Source organism: Microbacterium salitolerans, from assembly GCF_019720895.1.
Taxonomy (GTDB): domain Bacteria; phylum Actinomycetota; class Actinomycetes; order Actinomycetales; family Microbacteriaceae; genus Microbacterium.
In genome coordinates, this window is record NZ_JAHKSH010000005.1 from 116,461 (window position 1) to 139,572 (window position 23,112).

The 23,112-nt window shown below is 69.7% G+C and carries 23 protein-coding genes; 4 read left to right on the plus strand and 19 right to left on the minus strand.

Annotated features, from left to right (window positions below):
• The first annotated feature begins 2 nt into the window (after positions 1-2).
• Positions 3-1,004: an asparaginase gene (locus KOL93_RS12515; protein WP_221585730.1), complete on the plus strand. Its 1,002-nt coding sequence runs from the start codon at positions 3-5 to the stop codon at positions 1,002-1,004.
• Between the two features lie 58 nt (positions 1,005-1,062).
• Here the strand turns inward: KOL93_RS12515 and KOL93_RS12520 are convergent, their stop codons facing one another.
• The 17 genes from KOL93_RS12520 to prmC all read right to left on the minus strand — a co-directional run bounded on the left by KOL93_RS12520 (position 1,063) and on the right by prmC (position 17,533).
• On the minus strand, positions 1,063-3,903 hold the full coding sequence (locus tag KOL93_RS12520; RefSeq protein WP_221585731.1) for an FtsK/SpoIIIE domain-containing protein: 2,841 nt from the start codon (positions 3,901-3,903) through the stop codon (positions 1,063-1,065).
• Between the two features lie 114 nt (positions 3,904-4,017).
• The gene (locus KOL93_RS16240) at positions 4,018-4,854 is read right to left on the minus strand and encodes a PP2C family protein-serine/threonine phosphatase (protein WP_308291629.1); all 837 of its coding nucleotides are present in this window, start codon (positions 4,852-4,854) and stop codon (positions 4,018-4,020) included.
• Between the two features lie 152 nt (positions 4,855-5,006).
• Entirely contained in the window at positions 5,007-5,774 is a 768-nt protein-coding gene (locus tag KOL93_RS16245; protein ID WP_260406560.1) for a DUF5684 domain-containing protein, read from the minus strand.
• A 124-nt stretch (positions 5,775-5,898) separates the two neighbouring features.
• The gene (locus tag KOL93_RS12530; RefSeq protein WP_221585733.1) at positions 5,899-6,654 is read right to left on the minus strand and encodes a YaaA family protein; all 756 of its coding nucleotides are present in this window, start codon (positions 6,652-6,654) and stop codon (positions 5,899-5,901) included.
• A gap of 74 nt (positions 6,655-6,728) precedes the next feature.
• Positions 6,729-6,992 carry a F0F1 ATP synthase subunit epsilon gene (locus KOL93_RS12535; RefSeq protein ID WP_221585734.1) on the minus strand — a complete coding sequence of 88 codons (264 nt, stop codon included), beginning with the start codon at positions 6,990-6,992 and terminating at the stop codon, positions 6,729-6,731.
• Positions 6,993-6,994: 2 nt separating this feature from the next.
• The gene (gene atpD / locus KOL93_RS12540; protein WP_221585735.1) at positions 6,995-8,440 is read right to left on the minus strand and encodes a F0F1 ATP synthase subunit beta; all 1,446 of its coding nucleotides are present in this window, start codon (positions 8,438-8,440) and stop codon (positions 6,995-6,997) included.
• A gap of 24 nt (positions 8,441-8,464) precedes the next feature.
• Positions 8,465-9,364 (minus strand): F0F1 ATP synthase subunit gamma, encoded by a 900-nt coding sequence (locus tag KOL93_RS12545; protein ID WP_221585736.1) that lies wholly within the window; start codon positions 9,362-9,364, stop codon positions 8,465-8,467.
• A 21-nt stretch (positions 9,365-9,385) separates the two neighbouring features.
• Complete coding sequence (gene atpA, locus KOL93_RS12550; RefSeq protein WP_221585737.1) at positions 9,386-11,029, minus strand: F0F1 ATP synthase subunit alpha; 1,644 nt, start codon at positions 11,027-11,029, stop codon at positions 9,386-9,388.
• Between the two features lie 55 nt (positions 11,030-11,084).
• Complete coding sequence (locus tag KOL93_RS12555; protein ID WP_221585738.1) at positions 11,085-11,867, minus strand: F0F1 ATP synthase subunit delta; 783 nt, start codon at positions 11,865-11,867, stop codon at positions 11,085-11,087.
• Entirely contained in the window at positions 11,867-12,415 is a 549-nt protein-coding gene (locus KOL93_RS12560; RefSeq protein ID WP_221585739.1) for a F0F1 ATP synthase subunit B, read from the minus strand. The genes KOL93_RS12555 and KOL93_RS12560 overlap by 1 nt, the downstream gene beginning before the upstream one ends.
• Positions 12,416-12,445: 30 nt before the next feature.
• A complete protein-coding gene (gene atpE / locus KOL93_RS12565) occupies positions 12,446-12,670 on the minus strand; it encodes an ATP synthase F0 subunit C (protein ID WP_197517385.1) in 225 nt (74 codons plus the stop codon).
• A gap of 54 nt (positions 12,671-12,724) precedes the next feature.
• The gene (gene atpB, locus KOL93_RS12570; protein WP_221585740.1) at positions 12,725-13,519 is read right to left on the minus strand and encodes a F0F1 ATP synthase subunit A; all 795 of its coding nucleotides are present in this window, start codon (positions 13,517-13,519) and stop codon (positions 12,725-12,727) included.
• A gap of 158 nt (positions 13,520-13,677) precedes the next feature.
• Entirely contained in the window at positions 13,678-14,169 is a 492-nt protein-coding gene (locus KOL93_RS12575) for a hypothetical protein (protein ID WP_221585741.1), read from the minus strand.
• Positions 14,170-14,243: 74 nt separating this feature from the next.
• Complete coding sequence (locus KOL93_RS12580) at positions 14,244-14,717, minus strand: hypothetical protein (RefSeq protein WP_221585742.1); 474 nt, start codon at positions 14,715-14,717, stop codon at positions 14,244-14,246.
• Positions 14,717-15,898 carry an MraY family glycosyltransferase gene (locus tag KOL93_RS12585; protein ID WP_221585743.1) on the minus strand — a complete coding sequence of 394 codons (1,182 nt, stop codon included), beginning with the start codon at positions 15,896-15,898 and terminating at the stop codon, positions 14,717-14,719. The genes KOL93_RS12580 and KOL93_RS12585 overlap by 1 nt, the downstream gene beginning before the upstream one ends.
• Complete coding sequence (locus KOL93_RS12590; protein ID WP_221585993.1) at positions 15,895-16,596, minus strand: L-threonylcarbamoyladenylate synthase; 702 nt, start codon at positions 16,594-16,596, stop codon at positions 15,895-15,897. The genes KOL93_RS12585 and KOL93_RS12590 overlap by 4 nt, the downstream gene beginning before the upstream one ends.
• 55 nt (positions 16,597-16,651) lie before the next feature.
• Positions 16,652-17,533 (minus strand): peptide chain release factor N(5)-glutamine methyltransferase, encoded by an 882-nt coding sequence (gene prmC / locus KOL93_RS12595; protein ID WP_308291630.1) that lies wholly within the window; start codon positions 17,531-17,533, stop codon positions 16,652-16,654.
• A 139-nt stretch (positions 17,534-17,672) separates the two neighbouring features.
• On the opposite strand from prmC, the gene cysK reads away from it, so the two are divergent.
• The 3 genes from cysK to KOL93_RS12610 are packed head-to-tail and all read left to right on the plus strand — an operon-like array spanning position 17,673 to position 20,598.
• A complete protein-coding gene (gene cysK / locus KOL93_RS12600) occupies positions 17,673-18,611 on the plus strand; it encodes a cysteine synthase A (protein WP_221585745.1) in 939 nt (312 codons plus the stop codon).
• Between the two features lie 29 nt (positions 18,612-18,640).
• The gene (gene epsC / locus KOL93_RS12605; RefSeq protein ID WP_221585746.1) at positions 18,641-19,204 is read left to right on the plus strand and encodes a serine O-acetyltransferase EpsC; all 564 of its coding nucleotides are present in this window, start codon (positions 18,641-18,643) and stop codon (positions 19,202-19,204) included.
• Complete coding sequence (locus tag KOL93_RS12610; protein ID WP_221585747.1) at positions 19,204-20,598, plus strand: amidase; 1,395 nt, start codon at positions 19,204-19,206, stop codon at positions 20,596-20,598. Before epsC ends, KOL93_RS12610 begins: the two co-directional genes overlap by 1 nt.
• A gap of 64 nt (positions 20,599-20,662) precedes the next feature.
• Here KOL93_RS12610 and KOL93_RS12615 read toward each other — a convergent pair whose 3' ends face one another.
• Positions 20,663-22,426, minus strand: a complete 1,764-nt coding sequence (locus KOL93_RS12615) for a DUF4012 domain-containing protein (protein WP_221585748.1) — start codon at positions 22,424-22,426, stop codon at positions 20,663-20,665.
• Between the two features lie 14 nt (positions 22,427-22,440).
• On the minus strand, positions 22,441-23,112 hold the full coding sequence (locus KOL93_RS16390; RefSeq protein ID WP_221585749.1) for an LPXTG cell wall anchor domain-containing protein: 672 nt from the start codon (positions 23,110-23,112) through the stop codon (positions 22,441-22,443).

Here is a 23,112-nt window from a genome sequence, read left to right on the forward strand (position 1 = left end):
GAGTGCCTTCCTCCGCAGAGACCTTTCCCGCATCTGCCGCCGCCGAGCTCGCCGTCGTCGAGCGCGGTGGGTTCGTCGAATCCCGCCATGCCGGGTCGGCGATCGTGCTCGACTCCGATGGCTCCGTCGTCGCGTCGCACGGCGACCCGTCGGCGCTCATCCTGCCGAGGTCGTCCCTGAAGCCGCTCCAGGCGATCGCCTCGGTGACGGCGGGGGCCGCGCTCGACGGGGAGCGTCTCGCGATCGCGACCGCCAGCCACAACGGCACCGATCGACACGCCGCGGTCGTGCGCGGCATGCTCGCCGACATCGGCCTCAGCGAGGACGCGCTGCTCTGCCCGCCCTCGTGGCCGGGCGACGCCGACACCCGCCATGAGCTCGTGCGCGATCGGGCCGAGAAGGCCGCCGTGCGCCACAACTGCTCGGGGAAGCACGCCGCGATGCTGACGGCCTGCCGGGTGAACGGCTGGGACGTCGCCACCTACCTCGACCCCGCGCACCCCCTGCAGGTGCACATCCGCGAGGTGATCGAGCGCCTCACGGGCGTCAAGACCGCCGGGTCCGTGATCGATGGCTGCGGCGCCCCGGTGCACGTCATGTCGCTCGAGGCCCTCGCGCGCGGCGTCCACCGCATCGGCGCGTCGTCGGAGAGCTCGCCGTTCGCACTGCACCGCGTCGCGGGCGCCCTCGTGCGCGCGGTCCGTGAGAACCCGTGGGTCATCGAGGGTCCCGGCGGAGACGACACCCTCTCGATCGAGCGCTTCGGCGTCTTCTCGAAGAAGGGCGCTGAGGGCGTGCAGATCGTCATCGCCCCCGACGGCACGACCGTCGCACTCAAGATGCTCGATGGCTCGAACCGCGCCGGCTCGCTCGTCGCGCTCGCGCTGCTCGCGCGCGCGGGGTCCCTCTCGGTGGCGGAGGTCGGCCAGGCGCTCGCCGAGCGCCCCGGCCTGCGCGTCCTCGGCGGTGGATCGCCGGTCGGGATCATCCGCTCGACCGTCTGACGCACCCATACGATCGTCCCCCTATGCCCGGCGCGGGGCGCGTCGTTCGCCGACATGCTCACGGGAGCACCACCCGTACGGGCGCATCGCCCGCTGCGACGAGCCAGGCGCGCGCCGCGCGCGGTCGTGCGTATGGGGGAAGGTCGCGCTCGCCGACGAGCGTGCGCAGATCGCTCGCGCAGTCGGCGCCGACGACCATGTCCCCCGCTGACCGCACGCGCTGCAGCAGGGCGTACTGGCGCTGCCAGGCGTCCGCCTCCCCCGCGAGCACGAGCGGCGCCGCGGATCCGTCGGCCAGCGATTCCGGCGTGGACCCCGGGGGAACATCATCGATCAGAAGCACGTGCGCACGGTCCCCCCAGGCCGCTCGCAGGCCGCTCGCGCGGCGAGCGGCGGCGCGCAGCACCATCCCGGTCACGGGAGCGGTCGGGACCCAGCGCGACGGATCCGTCATCTCGTCGCGTGCGGGCACCCTTTCGGCATGCGCGAGCTGTACCTCCAGGCCGTCGACGACGGCTCGACCGGGTGACCGCTGCGCGTCGAACAGCGCACGGTCGGCACCCGCGGCAGTGTGATCGTGCACCGCGGGAAGAGCGAGGACGACCCGCCGCGGCAGCACATCGGCGATCTTCGAGACCACGCCCGTGAGGCGCGCGACGGTGAGCACGATCGTCGTGCCCGTGGAGCCGGCGTCGCGCACGATCGCCTCGAGCCGCTCCCCCGCCGCCTGCGCGTACTCGGTCGGGAACCGCGCCAGCAGCGCGTCGGCGTCGTCCACGACGAAGACGTCGGGCGGATCCGCGAGCGCCGCGTCGAGTGCATCCCACGCGCCCTCGCTGTCACGGGGGACAGCGATGACCCGGAGCCCTCGGCGGACGGAGCACTCGACGATCCACGCGGCGAGCGACGTCTTTCCCGAGCCCGCACCGCCGATGACGAACAGTCCGCGATCGGCACCCGGCCGCACCGAGACCACGTGCTGGCGCTGCTCCGCGGGGTCGTCGGCGAGGCCGAACACGAGCCCTCCGTCATCTTCCTGCTGCGCATCGGGGCGCCACTCCACGGGAAGCTCTGGCAGGAGCGGCCCCTGCGCGGGCTCGACTCCCGCATAGCGCTCGGCGATCGCCGCGACGTCCTGCGCACGCGTGAGCGAGAAGCGCGCGATGCTCGCCGCCTGGTCGGAGGCCCGTCGGACATATCCCACCCCGCGATGAGCCGCGTCGCCGGGGATCCGCGTGGCGGCGTCCGAGCCGATGATCTGCGTGCTCTCCCGGTCCTCTGCGACCCGAAGACTGACCCGCAGCGGACAGTTCGCGATGAGGGCGTCGCGCAGGACGCCTGCGGCGCGTTGGGTTCCCAGAACCAGATGCATTCCGAGCGCGCGCCCGCGCGCGGCCACGTCGGTGAACACAGCGTGCAGGTCGGGATGCTCCTGCAGCAGCGCCGCGAACTCGTCGACGACGATGACCAGGCGCGCGAGCCCGACCCTCGGGTCGGTGACATCTCTCGCGCCGGCGCCCGCGATCGCGCGCTCCCGACGCCGGATCTCGGCCCGGAGCCCCTCGACCGCGCGTCTGGCTCCGCCGCCGTCGAGGTCGGTCAGCACGCCGGAGACGTGCGGCAGGGCCCGCAGGTGCTCGAACGCCGTGCCGCCCTTGAAATCACCGAGCAGGAAGACGAGCTCGGAGGGTGATGTCGTCGCCGCGAGGGACGCGATCCAGGTGGTGAGGAACTCGCTCTTGCCCGCTCCGGTCGTGCCGACGACGACTGCGTGCGGACCATCCGCGACGAGATCCACCGTGACGATGGGCGGCTGCGCGTCGGATGCGTGAGGGCCGAGGCCGACGGCCGCCCGAAGCCCGGACGGGGCGACGTCAGCATCGTGCTCGTCACGGTCGCGCCGCGCGACGTGATCGAACGGGACAGGACCGTCCGGAAGGACGACGGCCGCGTGCGCATCACGCGCCGCCATCGTCTCGGCCACGGCCGCGGCCTGCGGCACCGAGATCGCCTCGAGCGCGAGGTCGACGTCGCCGCCATCGGCGACGAGGCGCCCGCGCAGCCCGGCGTCGACCTCGAGCAGCGCCGCGCATTCGTGCGGAACCGCCTCCCCCGGAACAGCCAGCGCGATGACCGCATCGATCTGCGCGGGGATCGGCTCTCCCGCGCGCACGACCGCCACCTGAGCGGCGTCGACGGCGACGTCGCTCGCCGCATGCGGAAGACCGTGCGCCCAGTCCTCGCCCAGCGGCTCCCCCACCAGCCGCACCGCAGACGGGGGATTCCGGACGCACAGCTGCAGCGCCAGCGCCCGCACGATCGCGCGCCCGGTGACGTCGTCGCCTCGCACGCAGATTCCGCCCTGCCACGGAACCGTGACAGGGGCGTTCTGCAGGACCGCGGCGTCGGTTCTCAGCTGCTCCGCCGAGGGCCCCTCGCCTCCGCTGACGACCACGACGCTCGGTGCCTCGCCCGTTCCGACCACCAGATCTCCGCGGCGTCGCCACGTCCACCCGTCGCGCCCCGCGGCACGGGCGACATCCGGCGCGGCCGCACACCGCAGGGAGCGCTCCTCGTCGTGTCGGCGGTCGACCTCTTCGCGCAGACGCACGCACGCCTGTTCGAGGTCGCGCTCCGCGCGTCGCCGGTCACGCCGGGCGCCGCGGGCGCCGTCGAGCAGCGACGCCACCGCCATGAACGGTCCGAGCGCCGCGAACCAGAGCATGAACATCGAGCCCGTGACCTGCCACATGACGACGGCGCCGATCACGGGGACGATCGAGGCCACCAGAGGGAAGGGCCGACGCGACGGCGGATCCGGCAGGTCGGGGAGCTCGAGCGGCTCGGCGAGGCGGCGCGTGGCGGGAGCGGCGGTGGTCTCGATGGGCGCAAACGACATGTTCGCCAGACAAGCGGATACGAGCCCGCGCCGCCCGCTGATCAGCGCGATTGTGGAGAGATCGCACTGTTTCGTCGCCTGTGGACACGCTGCCTCGCGGCGACGCGCCGAGACTCAGTCGTCGCGCGGGACGGTGTCACCCGCGGGCGCAGGCTCCAGCTCGGCCATGTCGACGACGATGATCGAGACGTTGTCGCGGCCGCCGTTGTCGAGCGCGGCCTTCATCATCGCGACGACCGCATCGGCGGGGTCGGCGTTCTCGTGCAGGAAGTGCAGGATCCCGTAGTCGGTGAGCTCTTTCGTCAGCCCATCCGAGCAGACGACGTAGCGGTCGCCCTGCTGCACGTCGATGCGCACGTAGTCGGGCGACACCGCCTCGGTCGGGCCGACGGCGCGCGTGATGACATTGCTGTACGGGTGCGTCTCGGCCTCCTCCTCGCTGAGGCGGCCCGCGGTGACGAGCTCCTGCACCAGCGAGTGGTCCGTCGTAACCTGCATCAGCTGGTCGCCGCGCTGCAGGTAGACGCGCGAATCGCCGATGTTCATCGCCACGACCGACGCGCCGTCATCCGTCGGGTCGAGATAGACGCCCGTGAGCGTGGTGCCCGTGCCCTCGTCGGTGGCGTCCGGGTGGTCGGCGATGTCCTGCACGGCGTAGGTGAGCGCCTCATCGATCGCCGCGGGCGTGACGACGCCCTGCTCGGCGACGTGCTCCAGGCGACTGACGACGCTCTGGCTCGCGATCTCGCCTCCGACGTGTCCGCCCATGCCGTCGGCCACGACGAACATCGGGAACACCGTCAGGAAGGAATCCTGGTTGTTGTCGCGCTTGTGGCCCGCATCGGTGCTCCCGGCCCAGCGCAGGGTGAGCGAGGCGCCGTCTGGCAGCGAGAGAGCCTGAGAATGCGTCTCAGGTCGCTGCGGCGCCGCGGGAGTTGTCTCTTCTGGCACAGGCTGCCTTTCCGGGCGATGCGCACCGCCGACTGCGCGGCGCGTGACGTCCAGTCTATGGGGAGAACGGCCGTGAGACGTCAGTGACCCCGCTCGACGAGTCGTCGCGCGGGGTCGCTGACGCCACGGGCCTCCTCGGAAGGAGGATCGCGTCAGGGCTGCTGCGGAGGCCGGGGAGGCGCGGGCGGGCCGTCCTGTGTGCCCGGCTGCTGCGGGGGCTGCTGCTGCGGCGACTGGGGAGGCGCCGGCGGCTGCGGTGCGGCGGGGGGCTGCTGACCGTAGGGCTGCTGTGGCGCAGCCGGCGGCTGCTGGCCGTAGGGCTGCTGCGGGTAGCCCGGCTGCTGACCGTAGGGCTGCTGCGGCTGACCCGGCTGCTGACCGTAGTTCGGCTGCGCGAAGCCGCCGACGACCTGGCTCGGGATGCCGTTCCACTGGGTCCGGTCGCCGAGGAAGCCGTTCCCGGCCCAGCCGGCCGGCTGCACCTGCGTGTTCCAGCGCGACTTGTCGAATGCCATGATTCCGAGCCAGACGATGGCCAGGAAGATGTAGAGCACGACCCATGCGCCCTGCTTCTGCAGCTTCAGACCGATGCGGTAGGCCGCGATGATGAACAGCACCGAGACGAAGAGGCTGCCGATCCATCCGATGAAGTTCACCACCGGGATCGCACCGGCGAACACGAAGAAGATCAGCCACGGATTGATGTCGCCGAGCTTCAGGAAGATCATGCTGTTGTAGAACGGGATCCACGCACGCCACTTGCCCTCGACGCCCGCCTTCTCGAAGAGCTTCATGTAGAAGACCGCCGTGAGGACGTAGCCGCCGATGAGCAGAATCGGGACGATGATCAGCAGGAAGCCGAAGAGCGCGGCGAAGACGCTCTCACCGTAGATGTCATACGAGCTGTAATCGTCGTACATGATGGTCCCCCATTGCTGTGTGATGATGGGCGACGATCGCGCCGCCTGGACTCAGCGTAGCGACCGACCGCGCGGCCCCGCACGCCATTCCGGCGAAGTGGGCAGTTCTCCCCACTCCGACCGCTCAGGTGCGTTCAATGAGGAGGATCTCACCGGGCGTCGCCGCGTCGCGCAGCGAGAAGCCCGCGCCGGAGGCCCAGGTGACGAGGTCGTCAAGACCAGAGATGTCCGGCGCATCCTGTGCGAGGGCGCGGGTGAAGAGACCCTTCGTCTTCTTGTTGAAGTGATTGAGCGCGCGAACTGCACCGTCGCCGCTCTCCGCCACGACGCGTACGTACGCCTGCGCAGGCCCTCCCGGCACGGGTCCGAGCGCGCGATAGGCCTCCGACCGCAGGTCGACGATCGGCCCATCGACACCATCGAGCGCGGCAGTCGTCGAGGACGACCAGTGCCGTTTGAGCGGGGGGAGCCCCGGAAGACGGTGCCCCGCGGAGAGACGGAATGCGGGAAGAGGATCCGTCGCGCCAACCGGGCCGAGAAGGGCCGTCTGGATGAGCGCATGCTCGCTGAGCCACGCCTGAGCACCCTCGTGGAGAGAGGCGGCGTCGAGGGCGTCGTAGAGCACGCCGGTGAATCGGTCGACGGCCCGCAGCGTGGGCGCCGTGCACACCGTGCGGTTGACCGTCACCTCGTCTCGCTGCCGGTCGCTGAGCTTCAGCACCCGGCTCATCTCATCGGCATCCGACGCCAGCTCGAGGAGACCCCGAAGGGCCTCCTGTCGCTGCTCACGCAGTGGCGGTAGGGCGAGCGCATCGAGGTCGAGGGGTGGCCCCTCTCCCCCGGAGCGCTTCGTCTCGGAGGGGGGAAGCAGGAGAAGCACGTCGAAGATCCTTCGTGAAGACAGACGAGACGGGGCGGGGATCCAAAGATCCCCGCCCCGTCGTCGGAGAAGCGTCAGGCCGCGAGCTTCGCGTGGCCCGCCACGATGTTGAGGTCGTCGCCGACCTCCATCGAGACGAAGCCGTCGCGCGCATCGGCGATCACCTTCGTGCCGTCGGCCTGCGTGATGCGGACCTGGCCGTCGGCGAGGATCGCGAGCGTCGGCTCGTGACCGGCCATGAAGCCGATCTCGCCCTCGACGGTCTTCGCGACGACGAGAGTGGCCTCACCCGACCAGATCTGCGCCTCGGCCGACACCAGGTTCACGTGCAGAGCCATGATCAGCCGTTCTCCTTCTGGATCTTCGCCCAGTTCGCCTCGACGTCGCCGATGCCGCCGACGTTGTAGAACGCCTGCTCGGCGACATGGTCGAACTCGCCCTTGACGATGGCGTCGAACGACTCGATGGTCTCCTTGAGCGGAACCGTCGACCCGTCGACACCCGTGAACTTCTTCGCCATGTAGGTGTTCTGCGAGAGGAACTGCTGGATGCGGCGCGCGCGGGAGACGACGATCTTGTCTTCCTCCGAGAGCTCGTCGACACCGAGGATCGCGATGATCTCCTGCAGCTCCTTGTTCTTCTGCAGGATCTGCTTCACGCTCGTCGCGACGCGGTAGTGGTCCGCGCCGAGGTAGCGCGGGTCCATGATGCGGCTCGTGGAGGTGAGCGGGTCGATCGCGGGGTACAGACCCTTCGACGCCATCTCACGCGACAGCTCGGTCGTCGCGTCGAGGTGGGCGAACGTCGTCGCCGGAGCGGGGTCGGTGTAGTCGTCCGCGGGGACGTAAATCGCCTGCATCGAGGTGATCGAGTGACCGCGCGTCGACGTGATGCGCTCCTGGAGCACACCCATCTCGTCCGCCAGGTTGGGCTGGTAGCCCACGGCCGACGGCATGCGGCCCAGAAGGGTCGACACCTCGGAACCGGCCTGCGTGAAGCGGAAGATGTTGTCGATGAAGAGGAGCACGTCCTGCTTCTGCACATCGCGGAAGTACTCGGCCATCGTCAGAGCCGAGAGCGCGACGCGAAGACGCGTCCCGGGCGGCTCGTCCATCTGGCCGAAGACCAGGGCGGTCTTGTCGAAGACGCCCGCCTCGTCCATCTCGTCGATGAGGTCGTTGCCTTCACGCGTGCGCTCGCCGACGCCGGCGAACACCGACACGCCGCCGTGGTCCTGCGCGACGCGCTGGATCATCTCCTGGATGAGGACGGTCTTGCCGACGCCCGCACCGCCGAACAGGCCGATCTTTCCACCCTGCACGTAGGGCGTGAGGAGGTCGATCGACTTGATGCCCGTCTCGAACATCGCCGTCTTCGACTCGAGCTGATCGAAGTTCGGCGCCTTGCGGTGGATGGGCCAGCGCTCGGTGACCTCGAACGTCTCGCCCTCCTCGAGGTTGAGGGGGGTGCCGGTGACGTCGAACACCTTGCCCTTGGTGATGTCGCCGACGGGGACCGAGATCGGCTCGCCCGTGTCGCGCACCTCCTGGCCGCGGACCATGCCGTCGGTGGGCTTGAGCGAGATGGCGCGAACCTTGTCGTCACCCAGGTGCTGAGCGACCTCGAGCGTGATCTCCGTGGACTGCTCGCCCATCGTGATCGTCGTCTTCAGCGCGTTGTAGATGCCAGGCAGCGAGTCGTGGGGGAACTCGATGTCGACAACGGGGCCCGTGACGCGGGCAACGCGCCCGACGACCGCGGTGGCTGTGTCAACCGTGGTGGTCATGAATTTCGTCTCTTTCCTGGGTTCCTAGGACGCCAGTGCGTCCGCGCCGCCGACGATCTCGGCGATCTGCTGCGTGATCTCGGCCTGACGCGCGTTGTTGCGCAGGCGGGTGTAGTCGGTGATGAGCTTGTCGGCGTTGTCGGAAGCCGACTTCATCGCCTTCTGCGTGGCCGCCTGCTTCGCAGCGGCGGACTGCAGGAGAGCGTTGAAGATGCGGCTCTGGATGTACACCGGCAGAAGCGCATCGAGAACCTCGGTGGCCTCCGGTTCGAACTCGTACAGCGGGAAGGTCTCGGCGACGACAGGGCCTGCGGCCTCATCGGCGTCGACGACCTCGAGTGGCAGCAGGCGAACCGACTCGGGCTCCTGCACCATCATGCTGACGAAGCGGTTGTAGACGACGTGGATCTCGTCGACCCCGCCCTCTGCCTCGTCGGTCTCATACGCCTGAACCAGCGCGTCGGCGATCTGAACCGCGGTGTCGAACGTCGGCACATCGGCCTCGCCGACCCACTCGTCAGCCGCTATCATCCGGCGGAACTGGAAGTAGCCGACGGCCTTGCGTCCGAAGAGGTAGAACGTGACGTCCTTGCCCTCCGAGCGCAGCAGCTCGGCGAGCTCCAGCGTCTCCTTGATGACCTGCGAGTTGAACGCGCCCGCGAGGCCGCGATCGCTCGTCATCACGAGGATCGCCGAGCGCGTGACCTTCTCGGGCTCGCGCGTGAGCGGGTGATCGATCGAGGTGTGCGTGGCGACAGCGGAGACCGCTCGCGTCACCGCGCGGGAGAAGGGCGACGACGCGCGAACGCGCGCCATCGCCTTCTGGATGCGCGAAGCCGCGATGAGCTCCATCGCCTTCGTGATCTTCTTGGTGGTCTGAGCAGAAGAGATCTTCTGCTTGTACTCCCTGAGTTGTGCGCCCATGATGCGACTCCCTTGCGGGCGTTACGCCTTGCGGCCCTTGACGATCTGCTCCTGGCCGACGTCGTCGTGGTCCGCTGCGCGGTGCTCCTCGTGACCCGGGTCCGTGAGGTGAGCGCCGTCACCCTGCTGGAACTCGAGCACGAACTTGTCAATCGCGGCCTCCATGTCGGCGACCACGTCGTCCTCGAGCTTGCCCGACTCGCGGAGCTTGGTGAGGACCTCGGTGTTGCGGCGCATGTACTCGAGCAGCTCGCGCTCGAAGCGCAGGACGTCCTCGACCTCGATCGTGTCGAGCTTGCCGTTCGTGCCGGCCCAGATCGAGACGACCTGGTCCTCGACGGGGTACGGCGAGTACTGCGGCTGCTTGAGGAGCTCCGTGAGACGCGCTCCGCGTGCGAGCTGACGACGCGACGCCTGGTCGAGGTCGGACGCGAACATCGCGAACGCCTCGAGCGAGCGGTACTGCGCGAGCTCGAGCTTGAGCGTTCCCGAGACCTTCTTGATGTTCTTCAGCTGCGCGTCACCGCCGACTCGCGAGACCGAGATTCCCACGTCGACCGCCGGACGCTGGTTCGCGTTGAAGAGGTCGGACTGCAGGAAGATCTGGCCGTCGGTGATCGAGATGACGTTCGTCGGGATGTAGGCCGACACGTCGTTGGCCTTCGTCTCGATGATCGGCAGACCCGTCATCGACCCCGCGCCGAGCTCGTCCGAGAGCTTCGCGCAGCGCTCGAGCAGACGCGAGTGCAGGTAGAAGACGTCACCGGGGTATGCCTCACGGCCCGGCGGACGACGAAGGAGAAGCGAGACGGCGCGGTAGGCCTCAGCCTGCTTCGACAGGTCGTCGAACACGATGAGGACGTGCTTGCCCTGGTACATCCAGTGCTGGCCGATGGCCGAGCCGGTGTACGGCGCGAGGTACTTGAAGCCGGCCGGGTCGGATGCGGGAGCGGCGACGATCGTCGTGTACTCCATCGCCCCGGCGTCCTCGAGGGCGCCCTTGACCGATGCGATCGTCGAGCCCTTCTGCCCCACGGCGACGTAGATGCAGCGGACCTGCTTGTCGGTGTCGCCCGACTCCCAGTTGTCCTTCTGGTTGATGATCGTGTCGATCGCGAGAGCCGTCTTGCCGGTCTGGCGGTCGCCGATGATCAGCTGGCGCTGTCCGCGACCGACAGGGATCATCGCGTCGATCGCCTTGATGCCGGTCTGCATCGGCTCGTGGACCGACTTGCGCTCCATGACGCCGGCGGCCTGCAGCTCGAGGGCGCGCTCGCCCTCGATGCCGGAGATCTCGCCGAGTCCGTCGATGGGCTGGCCGAGCGGGTCGACGACGCGGCCGAGGTAGCCTTCGCCGACCGGAACCGAGAGGACCTTGCCGGTGCGGGTGACCTTCTGCCCCTCCTCGACGCCCGTGAACTCGCCGAGCACGATCGTTCCGATCGAGTGCTCGTCGAGGTTCTGCGCGAGGCCGAGCGTGCCGTCCTCGAAGCGGATGAGCTCATTCGCCATGACGCCGGGCAGGCCCTCGACATGGGCGATGCCGTCGGCCGCGTCGATGACGCTGCCGACCTCGTTCGCGCCAGAACCGGTGGGCTCGTAGGCGGAGACGAAGTCCTTCAGCGCGTCACGGATGACGTCGGGGCTGATGGTGATGTCTGCCATTGTCTTCCTTCGTTGTGCGGGCCCGTCGGGCCCAATTGCTTCCCAGAGGGAAGCGTCAGCCTGCGAGCCTCGACCGGAGATCGGCGAGGCGGGTCGAGATGCTGCCGTCGATGACGTCGTCGGCGATCTGCACGCGGATTCCGCCCACGACGTCCGGGTCGACGACCTCGTTGATCGTGACGGGCGTGCCGTAGGAGCGGGTGAGCGACGCCGCGAGGCGGTCGCGCTGAGCGCCCGAGAGCGACACAGCCGTGTGAACCGTGGCGACCGCCTTGCCGCGCTCGGCGGCGACGACCTTCATCGCCATCTGCAGCGACGCACGGACGCGACGTTCGCGGGACTGCTGCACGAGCGAGCGGGCGATGAGAAGCGTGCCGTCGCTGACGGTGCCGCCGAGGACCTTCTCGATGAGAACGCCCTTCTTCGCGCCGTCACCGAGGCTTGCGCCGAGTGCGAGTTCGAGCTCGGGGTTCTGCGCGATGACGCGCGTCACCTGGAAGAGCTCTGCCTCCACGTCCGCGCTCTCGGCCGTGGCCGTCGCGCGGATGGCGATCTCCTCGATGCCGGCCACGAGGTCGGCCGCACGCGACCAGCGCTGTTCGGCGATCGTCGCGAGGATCTCCCGTGCTGCGGGCGAGAGCGGTCCGAAGACCGTGCCCACGAGGCTGGCGCGCGCCGCCGGCTCCGCAGCATGGTCGGCCAGCGCGCCGCTCAGCGCCGGGGAGTCGCCCGCCGCGCCCGCGGCTGCGAACAGCTCGCGCGCGGTGTCGAGGTCGACCGTGGCCGAGGCGAGCGCGGCGGCACTCGCCTCGAGCGCGTGAGTCGTCGCGCTTCCCATTACTGGGCCGCCTTCTCGGACGCCTCGAGGTCGGCCAGGAAGCGATCGACGACGCTCTGCGCCTTCGTGTCGTCGTTCATGGTCTCCCCGATGACGTTTCCGGCGAGATCGAGGGCGAGGGTGCCCACGTCGCTGCGGAGCGAGACCATCGCGGCCTGGCGCTCCGCCTCGATCTGCGTCTGAGCCGATGCCGTGACGCGGTCGGCCTCAGCCTGCGCGTTGGACTTCGCCTCGTCGACGATCTTCTTGCCGTCGACGCGAGCCGCCTCGCGGATCTCACCGGCTTCCTTGCGAGCGTCCGCGAGCTGCTGCGTGTACTCGGCGAGCGCGGCCTCGGCCTTGCGCTGCGCCTCGTCGGCCTTCTCGATGTTGCCCTCGATGGCCGCGGAGCGGGCATCGAGCATCGTGTTGAGGCGCGGCAGCGCGACCTTCCAGACCACCACGAGGATGACGATGAAGCACACCGCCGACCAGATGATGTCGTACCAAGCCGGGATCAGCGGGTTCGGCGATTCCTCCGCGGCGACCGTGACAAGAGCGTTCAGCATCCTGTCTCCTTACGTGTCAGCGGCGAGTGATCAGTATCCGAAGATGAAGCCGGTGGCGATGCCGATGAAGGCGAGCGCCTCGGTGAAGGCGATACCGATCCACATGAGGACCTGCAGGCGGCCGGCGAGCTCGGGCTGGCGGGCGACCGACTCGATCGTCTTGCCGACGACGATGCCCACACCGATGGCCGGGCCGATGGCGGCGAGACCGTAGCCGACCGTCGCGATCGAGCCGTTGACCTCAGCGAGAACCATAGAAGCGTCCACTGGATTTTTCCTTTCGTAGGGCGGCGCGCGTGGAGCGAACCGTCAGTGCTCTTCCGCAACCGCGAGCTGGATGTAGACCGCGGTCAGGATCGTGAAGACGTAGGCCTGGAGGAATGCCACCAGGACCTCGAACAGAGTGAAGGCGAAGCCGAACGCGAGCGTGCCCGCGCCGAGGGGGATCCATCCCCCGCCGATGCCGAAGAAGAAGAACTGCGTCGCCGAGAAGAACAGGACGAGCATGAGGTGCCCGACGATCATGTTCATCAGCAGTCGCAGCGTCAGCGTGACGGGGCGGATGATGAACGTCGACAGGAACTCGAGCGGCGTCACGATGATGTAGAGCACCGGCGGGACACCCGACGGGAACAGCGCGTTCTTGAAGAAGCCGGAGGGGCTCTTCTTGATGCCCGCATAGATGAACGTGACGTACGAGATGACCGCGAGCATCAGCGGAACCGCGATGACGCTCGTGCCGGCGATGTTGATGAACGGGATGATGCCCGTCAGGTTCATGAACAGAACCATGAAGAACATCGTCATGAGCAGCGGCACGAAGCGGTCGCCGTCCTTGCGGCCCAGGATGTCGTGCGCGATGCTCACGCGGACGAAGTCCATGCCCATCTCGACGACGCTCTGGAAGCGACCGGGCACGACCCGCATGTTGCGGGTGCCGACCAGCAGCAGGATGACGAGGACGGCCGTCGCGATGAACTGCGCGAGGTTGATCCGCGTGAAGTCGATCGGTCCGATCGAGAAGAGCGCCTCGGGGAAGAAATCGAGGATCGACGGCGGATGGAATTCGCCGTCGCTATTTTCGGCAGAGGCAATCAGCGTCACGGCGTGTGTCAACGTGTGGCTCCGGCTTCGTCGCTCCGGCACAGTGACCGGCGTGGGGCAAGGGAGTCGTCACCTGCCGTGCTCGACGTGTCAGCATCGGCATCCGAGGGGAATCGGCAGGAACTTCGTCAACCTTATCAAAGTCCGAGCGACTTCTACTACGCGTCGAACTCGCTGCGGCGACGACCCTCCTCGTCGACCTCGTCGACCTCCGACGGAAGCGTCGCGTCGGTGTACGGAACGCGGGTGCGCAGCATGACGATCGCGTCGATCGCGAGAGCCGCGAGCACGCTCGCGACGATCGCGAGGAAGAACACGACGGGCTCGATCCACGGCTGTCCGCGGAGGACCAGCATCGCCACGATGAAGAGCACGAGCTTGAGGATCCAGCCGCCCAGAACGATTCCGAAGAAGATCGGCACGTAGAGGTCGTCGCCGAACCATCGGTTGGCGATGAGGATGCTCGCGGCCGTCAGCAGCATGAACACGGCGCCGATCGCCGCACCCGCGAGGGCGCTCAGCGCGCCGTCCGTCCCCACGATGAGGAAGGCGATCCCTCCGCCGACGATCGCGATCGCGGCGATCGCGATCACGCTCCATACGATGGCGGTGCGCAACACGGGCGTGCTCGACAGAGCGGGAGAGGACATCGGGTCTCCTGAGTTCTCGCGCGGTCGCCGCGCGGGACGGTGCGGACGGTCGCCGCGGAGGCTCGCGCGCGACGTCACGAGGGTATCTCGCCGCCCCGTGGATCCGCCGGGTCGGCGCCCTCGTACGCGGAGTGACGGACCCGGATCCGAGAAACGATCCGGACGTCGACGACGAGCGAGGCGACGGCCGTGACGACGAGCACGCCGTAGACGACGCCCGTGACGATCCACGGGATGACGAAGATCGCGGTCAGCGCGCCGAGGAAGACGACGATCTTCAGAAGGATGACGATCATGAAGACGCCGAAGAAGATCGCCGCATAGCGAGAGGTCGCAGACCAACGGGCGGCGACGACGATCGCGACGATGGTCATCGCCGGGAACAGCAGGCCGACCACGGCCGCGATGACGGCGCTCCACAGCCCGTGCGGCCCCTCGACGACGAGGCCGATGAGGCTCGCTGTGATGAGAACGAACGCGAACGCCGTCGCACTCCAGACGAGGAGCCCCCGAAGGATCGGGCTGCGGGACAGCGACGCGCGGACCATCACGGCCCCGCAGCCGTGGGCGCTGCGTCGGCGTCGCGAGCGTGCGGCTTCTTCGACGGCACGAGCGTCACGACGAGGCACGCGGCGATGCCGATGATCCCGAAGGCGATGGCCAGCCAGTACTCGCCGAACCAGTGCCCGCCGAACCAGTTCGCGCCGGTGAAGAGGTACATCAGCAGCACCGTGAGCGACGCGATGGCCGTCCACGCGTAGAAGATGAGGGTCGCGTCGCGATCCGAATGCCCCATATCGAGCATGCGGTGGTGCAGGTGCTCGCGATCAGGAGAGAACGGCGACTTGCCCCTGTTCATGCGCCGGATCACGGCGAGCCCGAAGTCGAGCAGCGGCAGCATCACGACGATGATCGGCAGGAGGATGGGCAGGAGCGTCCCGAGGATCTGCGAGCGGCCCGTCATGCTCGGATCCAGCGCCGCGGGGGGCAGCTGCCCCGTGATGGCGATGCCGCTCGTCGCCATCAGGAGCCCGACGACCAGCGCGCCCGTGTCGCCCATGAACATCTTCGCGGGGTTCCAGTTGATGGGCAGGAACCCGAGGCAGGCGCCGACGATGACGGCCGCGATGAACGTGCCGAGGTTGGCGTACGTCGTCGCGCCCGAATCGCGGATCAGGATGTAGGAGTAGACGAAGAAGACGCCGTTCGCGATCAGGCACACGCCGGCGACGAGGCCGTCCAGGCCGTCGATGAAGTTGACGGCGTTCATGACGATGACGATCGAGAACATCGTCAGGACGATGCTCACCCAGCCCGACCACACGGTGATCCCGCCGATCGGCAGGGCGTAGATCTGCAGCCCTCCCCCGATCGCGATGACGCCGGCCGCGAGGAACTGCGCGCCGAGCTTGATCATCCAGTCGAGATCCCACAGGTCGTCGGCGACGCCGACGAGCGCGATCAGCAGCGTCGCCCCGAGGATCGACCAGACCACGCGCGGCTCGATCCAGAAGATGTCGAAGTAGTCCACCGCCCGCGATGCGAGGAACGCCGTGACGATGCCGAAGAACATGGCGATGCCGCCGAGCCTCGGCGTCGGCGTCGTGTGGACGTCGCGCTCGCGGACCTCGGGGTACAGCCGGTAGCGCAGAGCGACGCGCCAGATCACCCACGACAGAGCGAAGGTGACGACTGCCGTCAGGAGGATCGTGAGGAGGTAGAGCTTCACACGGCCTGGCCTTCGCCGGAGTCGGCGTCCGGCTCTGCCTCGAGCAGATCGCCGAGCACCTCGCGCAGGGCATCCCGGCTGATCGCCCCCTGGCGCAGGATGCGCACCGACGGCTCTCCGCGGCCGGACACGAGCGAGGTCGCGTCGACGATCGTCGAGGCGACTCCCGTCGAGACGGGTCCGTCATCGAGATAGAGGGCCACCTGCTCGCCGAGCATGCGGGTCGCAGCGGTGACGTCGACCGCCGCGGCGTCGCCGGTCGTGTTGGCGCTGGAGACCGCCAGCGGGCCCGTCTCGGCGAGGAGCTCGAGCGCGATCGCATTGTCGGGCTGCCGGACCGCGACGGTGCCGTGCGTCTCTCCGAGATCCCAGGTCAGCGACGGCTGTGCGGGAAGAACGATCGTGAGCCCGCCGGGCCAGAACGCCTCGACCAGCTTGGTGACGGCGTCCGGCACCGACTCGACGAGGGCGGCGAGGGCGTCGGCGGAGCCGACGAGGACGGGCGGCGGCTGCGTGCGCGAGCGGCCCTTCGCGTCAAGGAGCTTCTGCACGGCGGACGCGTTGAACGCATCGGCGGCGATGCCGTAGACCGTGTCGGTCGGCGTCACGATCACCTGCCCGCGGGCGATGGCCTGACGCGCCTGGCGCATCCCGGAGAGCATCTGCTCGCGATCGCGGCAGTCGAAGACAGGAGACATCACGGCCTCGATTCTACGGATCCCTCGTCGGAGATCCGTGCAGGCGGCTGGCGGGTCAGGGTCGGAGAGCGGTCGTCGCACGATCGCGCATCGTCAGGTCCGGATGGGTTGCGGCGGCCGTCCACCCGTCGGCGACGAGGAGCTCTCGGATGGCCGCACCCTGCCACTCGCCGTGCTCGATGACGAGTGTTCCGCCGGGACGCGCGAGCCGCCGTCCCACGCGGCTGATGACGCGCACGACATCGAGGCCGTCCGCGCCTCCGTACAGCGCCACGTGCGGATCGTGCGTCCGCACTTCCTCGTCGCGCGGAATCGCGTCATCGGGGACATACGGCGGATTCGTCGCGACGACCGCGACCCGGCCCTCGATGTCGTCGAAGGCGTCGGCGAGGTCGCCGTGCCGCAGATCGACCGCCGGCGCGATCCGCTCGACATTGCGCCTCGTCCAGGCGATGGCGTCGTCTGAGCGCTCGACCGCGTGCACGCGGGCGTGCGGCACCTCGGTGGCCATGGCGAGGGCGATCGCGCCGCTGCCGGTGCCCAGGTCGACGGCGTGGGGCGCGGGATCCGCCACCGCCCGGAGCGCATCGATCGCGAGCTGGGCGACCATCTCGGTCTCGGGGCGCGGAACGAAGACGCCGGGTCCCACCTCGAGCGTCAGATGGCGGAACGGCGCGGATCCCGTGATGTGCTGCAGCGGTTCGCGCGCCGCGCGACGCGCCACGACCGCGCGGAAGGCGCCGTGGTGCTCTGCCGACAGGGCATCGCCTCGGACGACGCACATCTGCACCTCGCCCCGTGAGGTCTCGGGCCCGAGCGTCCACGCGAGCAGCAGCTCGGCGTCGACGAGCGGATCCGCGACGCCGGCCTGAGCGAGCACATCGGCCGCCCCGCGCAGGGCGTCGCGGAACGGAACGCGGAAGGAATCGTCGGACACGGGATCCGACTCTAGGGCGTGTCGCCCGATGAAATCCTCCGTCACATCCCTGCCCCGGCCCCGTGGATCGCCCCTAGGCTGGCCGCAGGTCCGCCGAGCCCGTCGGCTGACGACCCGCAACTTCTGCGAAAGGGCCACCATGTCTGCGATCCACTCCGACATCACGAGCACGTTCGGCAAGACTCCGCTCGTCCAGCTGAACCGCGTCACCGAGGGCGCCGTGGCCGATGTCTACGGAAAGCTCGAGTACTTCAACCCGGGCTCGAGCGTGAAGGACCGACTCGGCGTCGCGATCGTGGACGCCGCGGAGGCCTCGGGCGAGCTGTCCGCGGGCGGAACGATCGTCGAGGGCACCTCGGGCAACACGGGCATCGCCCTCGCGCTCGTCGGCGCGGCGCGCGGCTACAAGGTCATCCTCACGATGCCCGCCTCGATGTCGAAGGAGCGCCGCGTCCTGCTCCGGGCGTTCGGCGCAGAACTCGTGCTGACGGAGCCCGCGAAGGGCATGAACGGCGCAGTCGAGGAGGCCAAGCGCATCGTCGACGAGACGCCGGGCGCCGTCCTCGCCCGCCAGTTCCAGAACGAGGCGAACGTCAAGATCCACCGCGAGACGACCGCCGCGGAGATCCTCGCCGACACCGATGGCCAGGTCGACATCTTCGTCGCCGGCGTCGGAACGGGCGGCACGATCTCGGGCGTCGGCCAGGTGCTCAAGGAGAAGGTCCCCGGCGCGCAGGTGGTCGCCGTCGAGCCGACCGACTCGCCCCTCCTCAGCGAGGGCACGGCGGGACCCCACAAGATCCAGGGGATCGGCGCGAACTTCGTGCCCGCGATCCTCGATCGGGATGTCATCGACGAGATCGTCCAGGCCCCCCTCGACAAGTCGGTCGAGGTCGCGCGCGACCTCGCGACCAAGGAGGGCATCCTCGCCGGCATCTCGTCAGGAGCCGCTGTCTGGGCAGCCGTCGAGATCGCGAAGCGCCCCGAGAATGCGGGCAAGAAGATCGTCGTCATCATCTGCGACACGGGCGAGCGATACATCTCGACCTTCCTCTGGGAGCACCTGCTCGACGACTGACCGACGCACCCCCTCACGGAGAGCACCTGATGCCCCTGAACATCCGCGAGGATCTCGAAGCCGCGCGCCGCCGTGACCCGGCGGCGCGCGGCTTCGTCGAGATCGCCATCCTCTACCCCGGCCTGCACGCCATCTGGGCGCACCGGATCAGCAACCGCCTCTGGCACCGCGGCTTCCGCTTCGTGGCGCGTGCCGGCTCTCAGGTGATGCGCTGGATCACCGGCATCGAGATCCACCCGGGGGCCACGATCGGGCGCCGCTTCTTCATCGATCACGGCATGGGCGTCGTGATCGGCGAGACGGCCGAGGTCGGAGACGACGTCATGCTGTACCACGGCGTCACCCTGGGCGGACGTTCGCTGAGCAAGGGCAAGCGCCACCCGACCCTCGAGGACGGCGTCGTCGTCGGTGCCGGCGCCAAGGTCCTCGGTCCCGTCACGATCGGGGCCCGCAGCGCCGTCGGGGCGAACGCGGTCGTGACTCGAGACGCGCCCGCCGACAGCGTGCTGCTCGGCGTCCCGGCGAAGGCGCGTGCGCGACAGGAGAGCGACGACCGCCGCGCGATCCTGCAGGCCCCCGACTACCAGATCTGATGTCCGCGCTGCACGATCTCTCGGCGGCGGAGCAGATCGCCGCGCTGCGCTCACGCGATCTCGCCCCCGCCGATCTCACCGAGCACTACCTCGGGCGGATCGCCGAGCAGAACGATCGCCTCGGCGCCTTCGTCGAGGTCACGGCCGGCGCCGCACGCGCTCGCGCGGCCGCGCTGACCGCCCCGGACGGCCCGCTGTGGGGCCTGCCGCTCGCCGACAAGGACCTCACCGCCCGGGCCGGGGTGCCGACCCGGTACGGATCGCGCGCGTTCGCCGACTTCGTCCCCGAGCATTCGGACCCCCTTGCTCTCGCGCTCGACGCGGCTGGCGCGATCAGCCTCGGCAAGACCAGCACTCCCGAGTTCGGCCTGACCGGATACACCGAGACCCAGATCGCCCCTCCCGCGCGCGACCCGTGGGATCCGGAACACGGCGCAGGAGGCTCGAGCGGCGGCGCCGCAGCGGCCGTCGCGGCCGGTCTGCTGCCGGCGGCCCCCGCATCCGACGGCGGTGGCTCCATCCGCATCCCGTCCGCGACCGTCGGCGTCGTGGGCCTGAAGCCGTCCCGCGGACGCCTCCCGATCGGATCCGGGCTCGACTCCCCCGGCGGTCTGTCGGTCACCGGCCCCATCGCGCGCTCGGCTCACGATGCCGCGCTCCTGCTCGACGCCCTCCTCGACGCCGTGCCCTATTCCTACGCGACCCGCGCCCCCGGGTCCGGTCCGTTCGCCGATGCCGCCGTCGCAGACGCGCCCTCGATGCTCGTCGGCGTGACGACCGTCTCGCCCTGGGACGACGCGATGGACATCGAGGTGCACGGCTCCGCGCACGACGCCGTCGCGCACGCGATCCGCATGCTCGACGCCGCGGGCCACGCCGTCGACGATGCGTCGTGGTCGCCCGCCCCCTACGCCGACATGTTCATGACGATGTGGCGTGCGTCGGCCGCGCGGATCCCCGTCCCCGACGACGGTCTCGACCGGGTCCAGCCGATCACCGCGTGGCTCGCGCGCGAAGGACGGGCCCTCCCGGCCGAGCGGGTGCTCGGCGCGTACTCGGCGGCGACGGCGTTCGAGCGCGCGACAATCGACGCGTTCTCGCCCTTCGACGCCGTGCTGACACCGGCGCTCGCCCTGCCGCCGCGGCCGATCGGGTGGCACGACTCCGACGATGCCGAACGCGCGTTCGCCCAGCAGTGCCAGTACGCGCCGTACAGCAGCTTCGTGAACGTCGCCGGCCTCCCGGCCCTCACCGTCCCCGTCACGACGGACCCGTCGGGCCATCCGGTGAGCGTCCAGCTGATCGGCCGCCCCGGCGGGGAGGCGCGGATCCTCGCCCTCGCGACGGTTCTGGAGCGCGCCCGCGGCCCGCTCCCCCACCCGCCCGGGTGGTGACGCGATGCGCGGGTGAGAGCCATCGCCTCTCACGCGTCCGGCGCAGCGGATCCGCCTGAGCGGATCACCCGCAGGCAGCGCCCTCCGTCCAGGTCGGCGCACTCGTCACCAGCGGCGTGTGGACGAGACGCGGTGCGACGTCGCCGATGGTCGCCGACGCGAACCGGAACTCGATCTCGCGCGTCTCTCCCGGATCCACGGTCACCTCTGAGGAGATGACCGCGCGCTCCGCGGCAGACGTGCGTGTGGACGGGACGGACTCGCCGTCGATCGTCGCGCTCTCCGGCACCGCTCCGGCGGGCGCCGAGACCGCGACCTGCAGCGCGATGTCCTCCGGATCCGCGCCGCCGAGACCCGGCGCCATGCGCGGCGGCAGAACGACGTCGTCGGGCACCGTGCTCGTCAGCGCGACATTGACGCGCACGATGCCACGGCCGTCCGCACGACACTCCGCGACGGCCGCCGTGAACGTCGCGTCCAGGGCGACATCGAGCTTGCTGCCAGCGGTGTTGTTGAGGGCGACGCCGTAGCCTTCGTCGCCCGCGAGCAGGGTCCGTGCGCGCATCCCGCCGAGCGCGGTCGATTCGATGAGCCGCTGATCCGACGGGTCGGCGCTCCAGATCGCGATGCGCCCCTCCTCCGCGAGGGGCGCCAGGACGGCCGCAAGCTGCGGCAGCTCGCCGATCTCCTTCGAGACGGCATCGAGCACATGCGCGGCGACGGCGCGGAAGAAGACCGTCTGCTCGGCGGCGTCGCGGGTGAGGTAGGGGTCGCGGAGCAGCGCCTCGGGCACGTTGTCCTGGTCGATGGTCACGCCCTCGACGTCGACGGGACCGATGACGCCCAGCAGCGCTGCCAGCACCCCCGTATCGATCGCGACGACCGCGTCGGGCGCCTCGCCGCCTCGTCGTTCCCACCACGCGGCGGCGAGCGCCCCCGAGAGGGCGAAGTCATCGGTCATCGTGATGTTCTGCACATGGCGCCCCGGTGCGTGGCCGTACAGCGCGAGAGCGTCCGACGGCAGCGAGACGAGCGATTCCCTCGCCGGCGCGAACTGGTCGCTGTCGGCGCTCTCGCGGATCTCGAACGCGCCGTCATCCGTCTCGAGCTCGAAGAACGTTCCGGTGAGCCCGCCCCCGGTGCGCAGTTCTGCGTTGTTCTGAAGCATCACCAGGATCCGCGTGCTCTCCTCGGCGCCCAGCAGCGACCCGACGACACCGGCGATCCTGTCGCTCTCCTCCACCACGGGAAGGATCGCGGTGAGCTCATCGCGCAGCCGCAGGATCCGATCTCCGACCGCGCCGTGGAGGCTGTCGACGTCGTGCGCATCGATCCGTTCAAGTGCCTGAGACGTCTCCTGGGCGACATCGGCCAGCGGACCTCGCAGCCGGGCGAGCGACGTCAGCGCACCCTCGTCGTCCGACGCGGACGCGGCCGCGTCGGCGAAGGGGACCACGGCGTCGGCGAACAGGTCGTCGAGCGCTGCGGCGCTCTCCCGCGCGGCCCCGAGCGACGCGCCGACCCCCGGGACCTGCTCGCCGAGCCGCCAGATCGGATCCGCCATCAGACCGGCGGCCTCCTCGGCCCCCGCGGCGATCTCGTCGATGTCGCTCCGCGCATCGGCCACGCGCGCGAGCGCGCCGCCGATGAGCGCCTGCTCATCGAGCCCGTGGATGGTCTGGACGAGGCGCTCGACCGCGGGCTCGGCCCGCTCGAGCGCCCGATGAGCCATCCACCCGCGCACTCCGATCCATACCGCCATCGCGACGACGCACGCGGCGAGGATCGTCACCCCCAGGACGGCGATGCGACGCGGACGCGAGCGCATGTGCACCCCTCCCCTCAGCTGCGACGACGACGAGCGACGAGGAGGACGCCAGCGAGGAGCGCCGCGGCGCCGACCACGAGCGGCGGCATGATGTCCGTCCCCGTCGCCGCGAGATCGTCGACCTGCGACTCTCCCGCAGCCGCGCCCGGCTCCGCGGCTGCGCCGGGCCGCTCGGCCGCCGGACGCGGGCCGGCGACGCACGTGGGCGTCGACGGCGGATACTCGACCGCGGCGACGAACTCGGGGTTGACGGCGATCGTCACCGACGCGCCGTTCCTCGTCCATCCGAGGTCGGCGTCGCCGACATCGAGCCACTCACCGTCGTCGAGCACCCAGCCCGGCCAGTCGCTGCCGCGACCCGCATCGTCGACGGACGCGCCGGGCCACAGAATCCGCCCCGAGAGTCTGCCCGTCTCATCGATCGTGCCGAGAGGGACGACGAGCCGTTCGCCGCCGCGCGCGAAGACGAGGTCCGCATCACGCGGGGCCGACTGACCCGCCTGATCCACCAGCGTCACGTCGAAGTCGATCCACGGGGCGTCGGAGACGCACGCCGCGCTCGCCGAGGCATTCAGTGCGGGCTCCGGCGTCGTCTCGGGTGTGTAGTCCCAGTCCTCGCCCGAGTCGGCCGGCAGCGGCGCGAGGATGATCGCCGCTGCCGCGAGTGCGGTGAAAGTGATGGACAC

Bases quoted from the DNA above. Each gene is read 5' to 3' on its own strand.
- KOL93_RS12610 (WP_221585747.1), top strand. From the start codon at position 19,204: ATGTCCGCGCTGCACGATCTCTCGGCGGCGGAGCAGATCGCCGCGCTG.
- epsC (WP_221585746.1), top strand. From the start codon at position 18,641: ATGCCCCTGAACATCCGCGAGGATCTCGAAGCCGCGCGCCGCCGTGAC.
- KOL93_RS12580 (WP_221585742.1), bottom strand. From the start codon at position 14,717: ATGGTCCGCGCGTCGCTGTCCCGCAGCCCGATCCTTCGGGGGCTCCTC.
- KOL93_RS12520 (WP_221585731.1), bottom strand. From the start codon at position 3,903: ATGTCGTTTGCGCCCATCGAGACCACCGCCGCTCCCGCCACGCGCCGC.
- KOL93_RS12590 (WP_221585993.1), bottom strand. From the start codon at position 16,596: ATGTCTCCTGTCTTCGACTGCCGCGATCGCGAGCAGATGCTCTCCGGG.
- atpD (WP_221585735.1), bottom strand. From the start codon at position 8,440: ATGACCACCACGGTTGACACAGCCACCGCGGTCGTCGGGCGCGTTGCC.
- KOL93_RS12535 (WP_221585734.1), bottom strand. From the start codon at position 6,992: ATGGCTCTGCACGTGAACCTGGTGTCGGCCGAGGCGCAGATCTGGTCG.
- KOL93_RS12575 (WP_221585741.1), bottom strand. From the start codon at position 14,169: ATGTCCTCTCCCGCTCTGTCGAGCACGCCCGTGTTGCGCACCGCCATC.
- atpE (WP_197517385.1), bottom strand. From the start codon at position 12,670: ATGGTTCTCGCTGAGGTCAACGGCTCGATCGCGACGGTCGGCTACGGT.
- cysK (WP_221585745.1), top strand. From the start codon at position 17,673: ATGTCTGCGATCCACTCCGACATCACGAGCACGTTCGGCAAGACTCCG.
- KOL93_RS12560 (WP_221585739.1), bottom strand. From the start codon at position 12,415: ATGCTGAACGCTCTTGTCACGGTCGCCGCGGAGGAATCGCCGAACCCG.
- KOL93_RS12555 (WP_221585738.1), bottom strand. From the start codon at position 11,867: ATGGGAAGCGCGACGACTCACGCGCTCGAGGCGAGTGCCGCCGCGCTC.
- atpA (WP_221585737.1), bottom strand. From the start codon at position 11,029: ATGGCAGACATCACCATCAGCCCCGACGTCATCCGTGACGCGCTGAAG.
- KOL93_RS12615 (WP_221585748.1), bottom strand. From the start codon at position 22,426: ATGCGCTCGCGTCCGCGTCGCATCGCCGTCCTGGGGGTGACGATCCTC.
- KOL93_RS16245 (WP_260406560.1), bottom strand. From the start codon at position 5,774: ATGTACGACGATTACAGCTCGTATGACATCTACGGTGAGAGCGTCTTC.
- KOL93_RS12545 (WP_221585736.1), bottom strand. From the start codon at position 9,364: ATGGGCGCACAACTCAGGGAGTACAAGCAGAAGATCTCTTCTGCTCAG.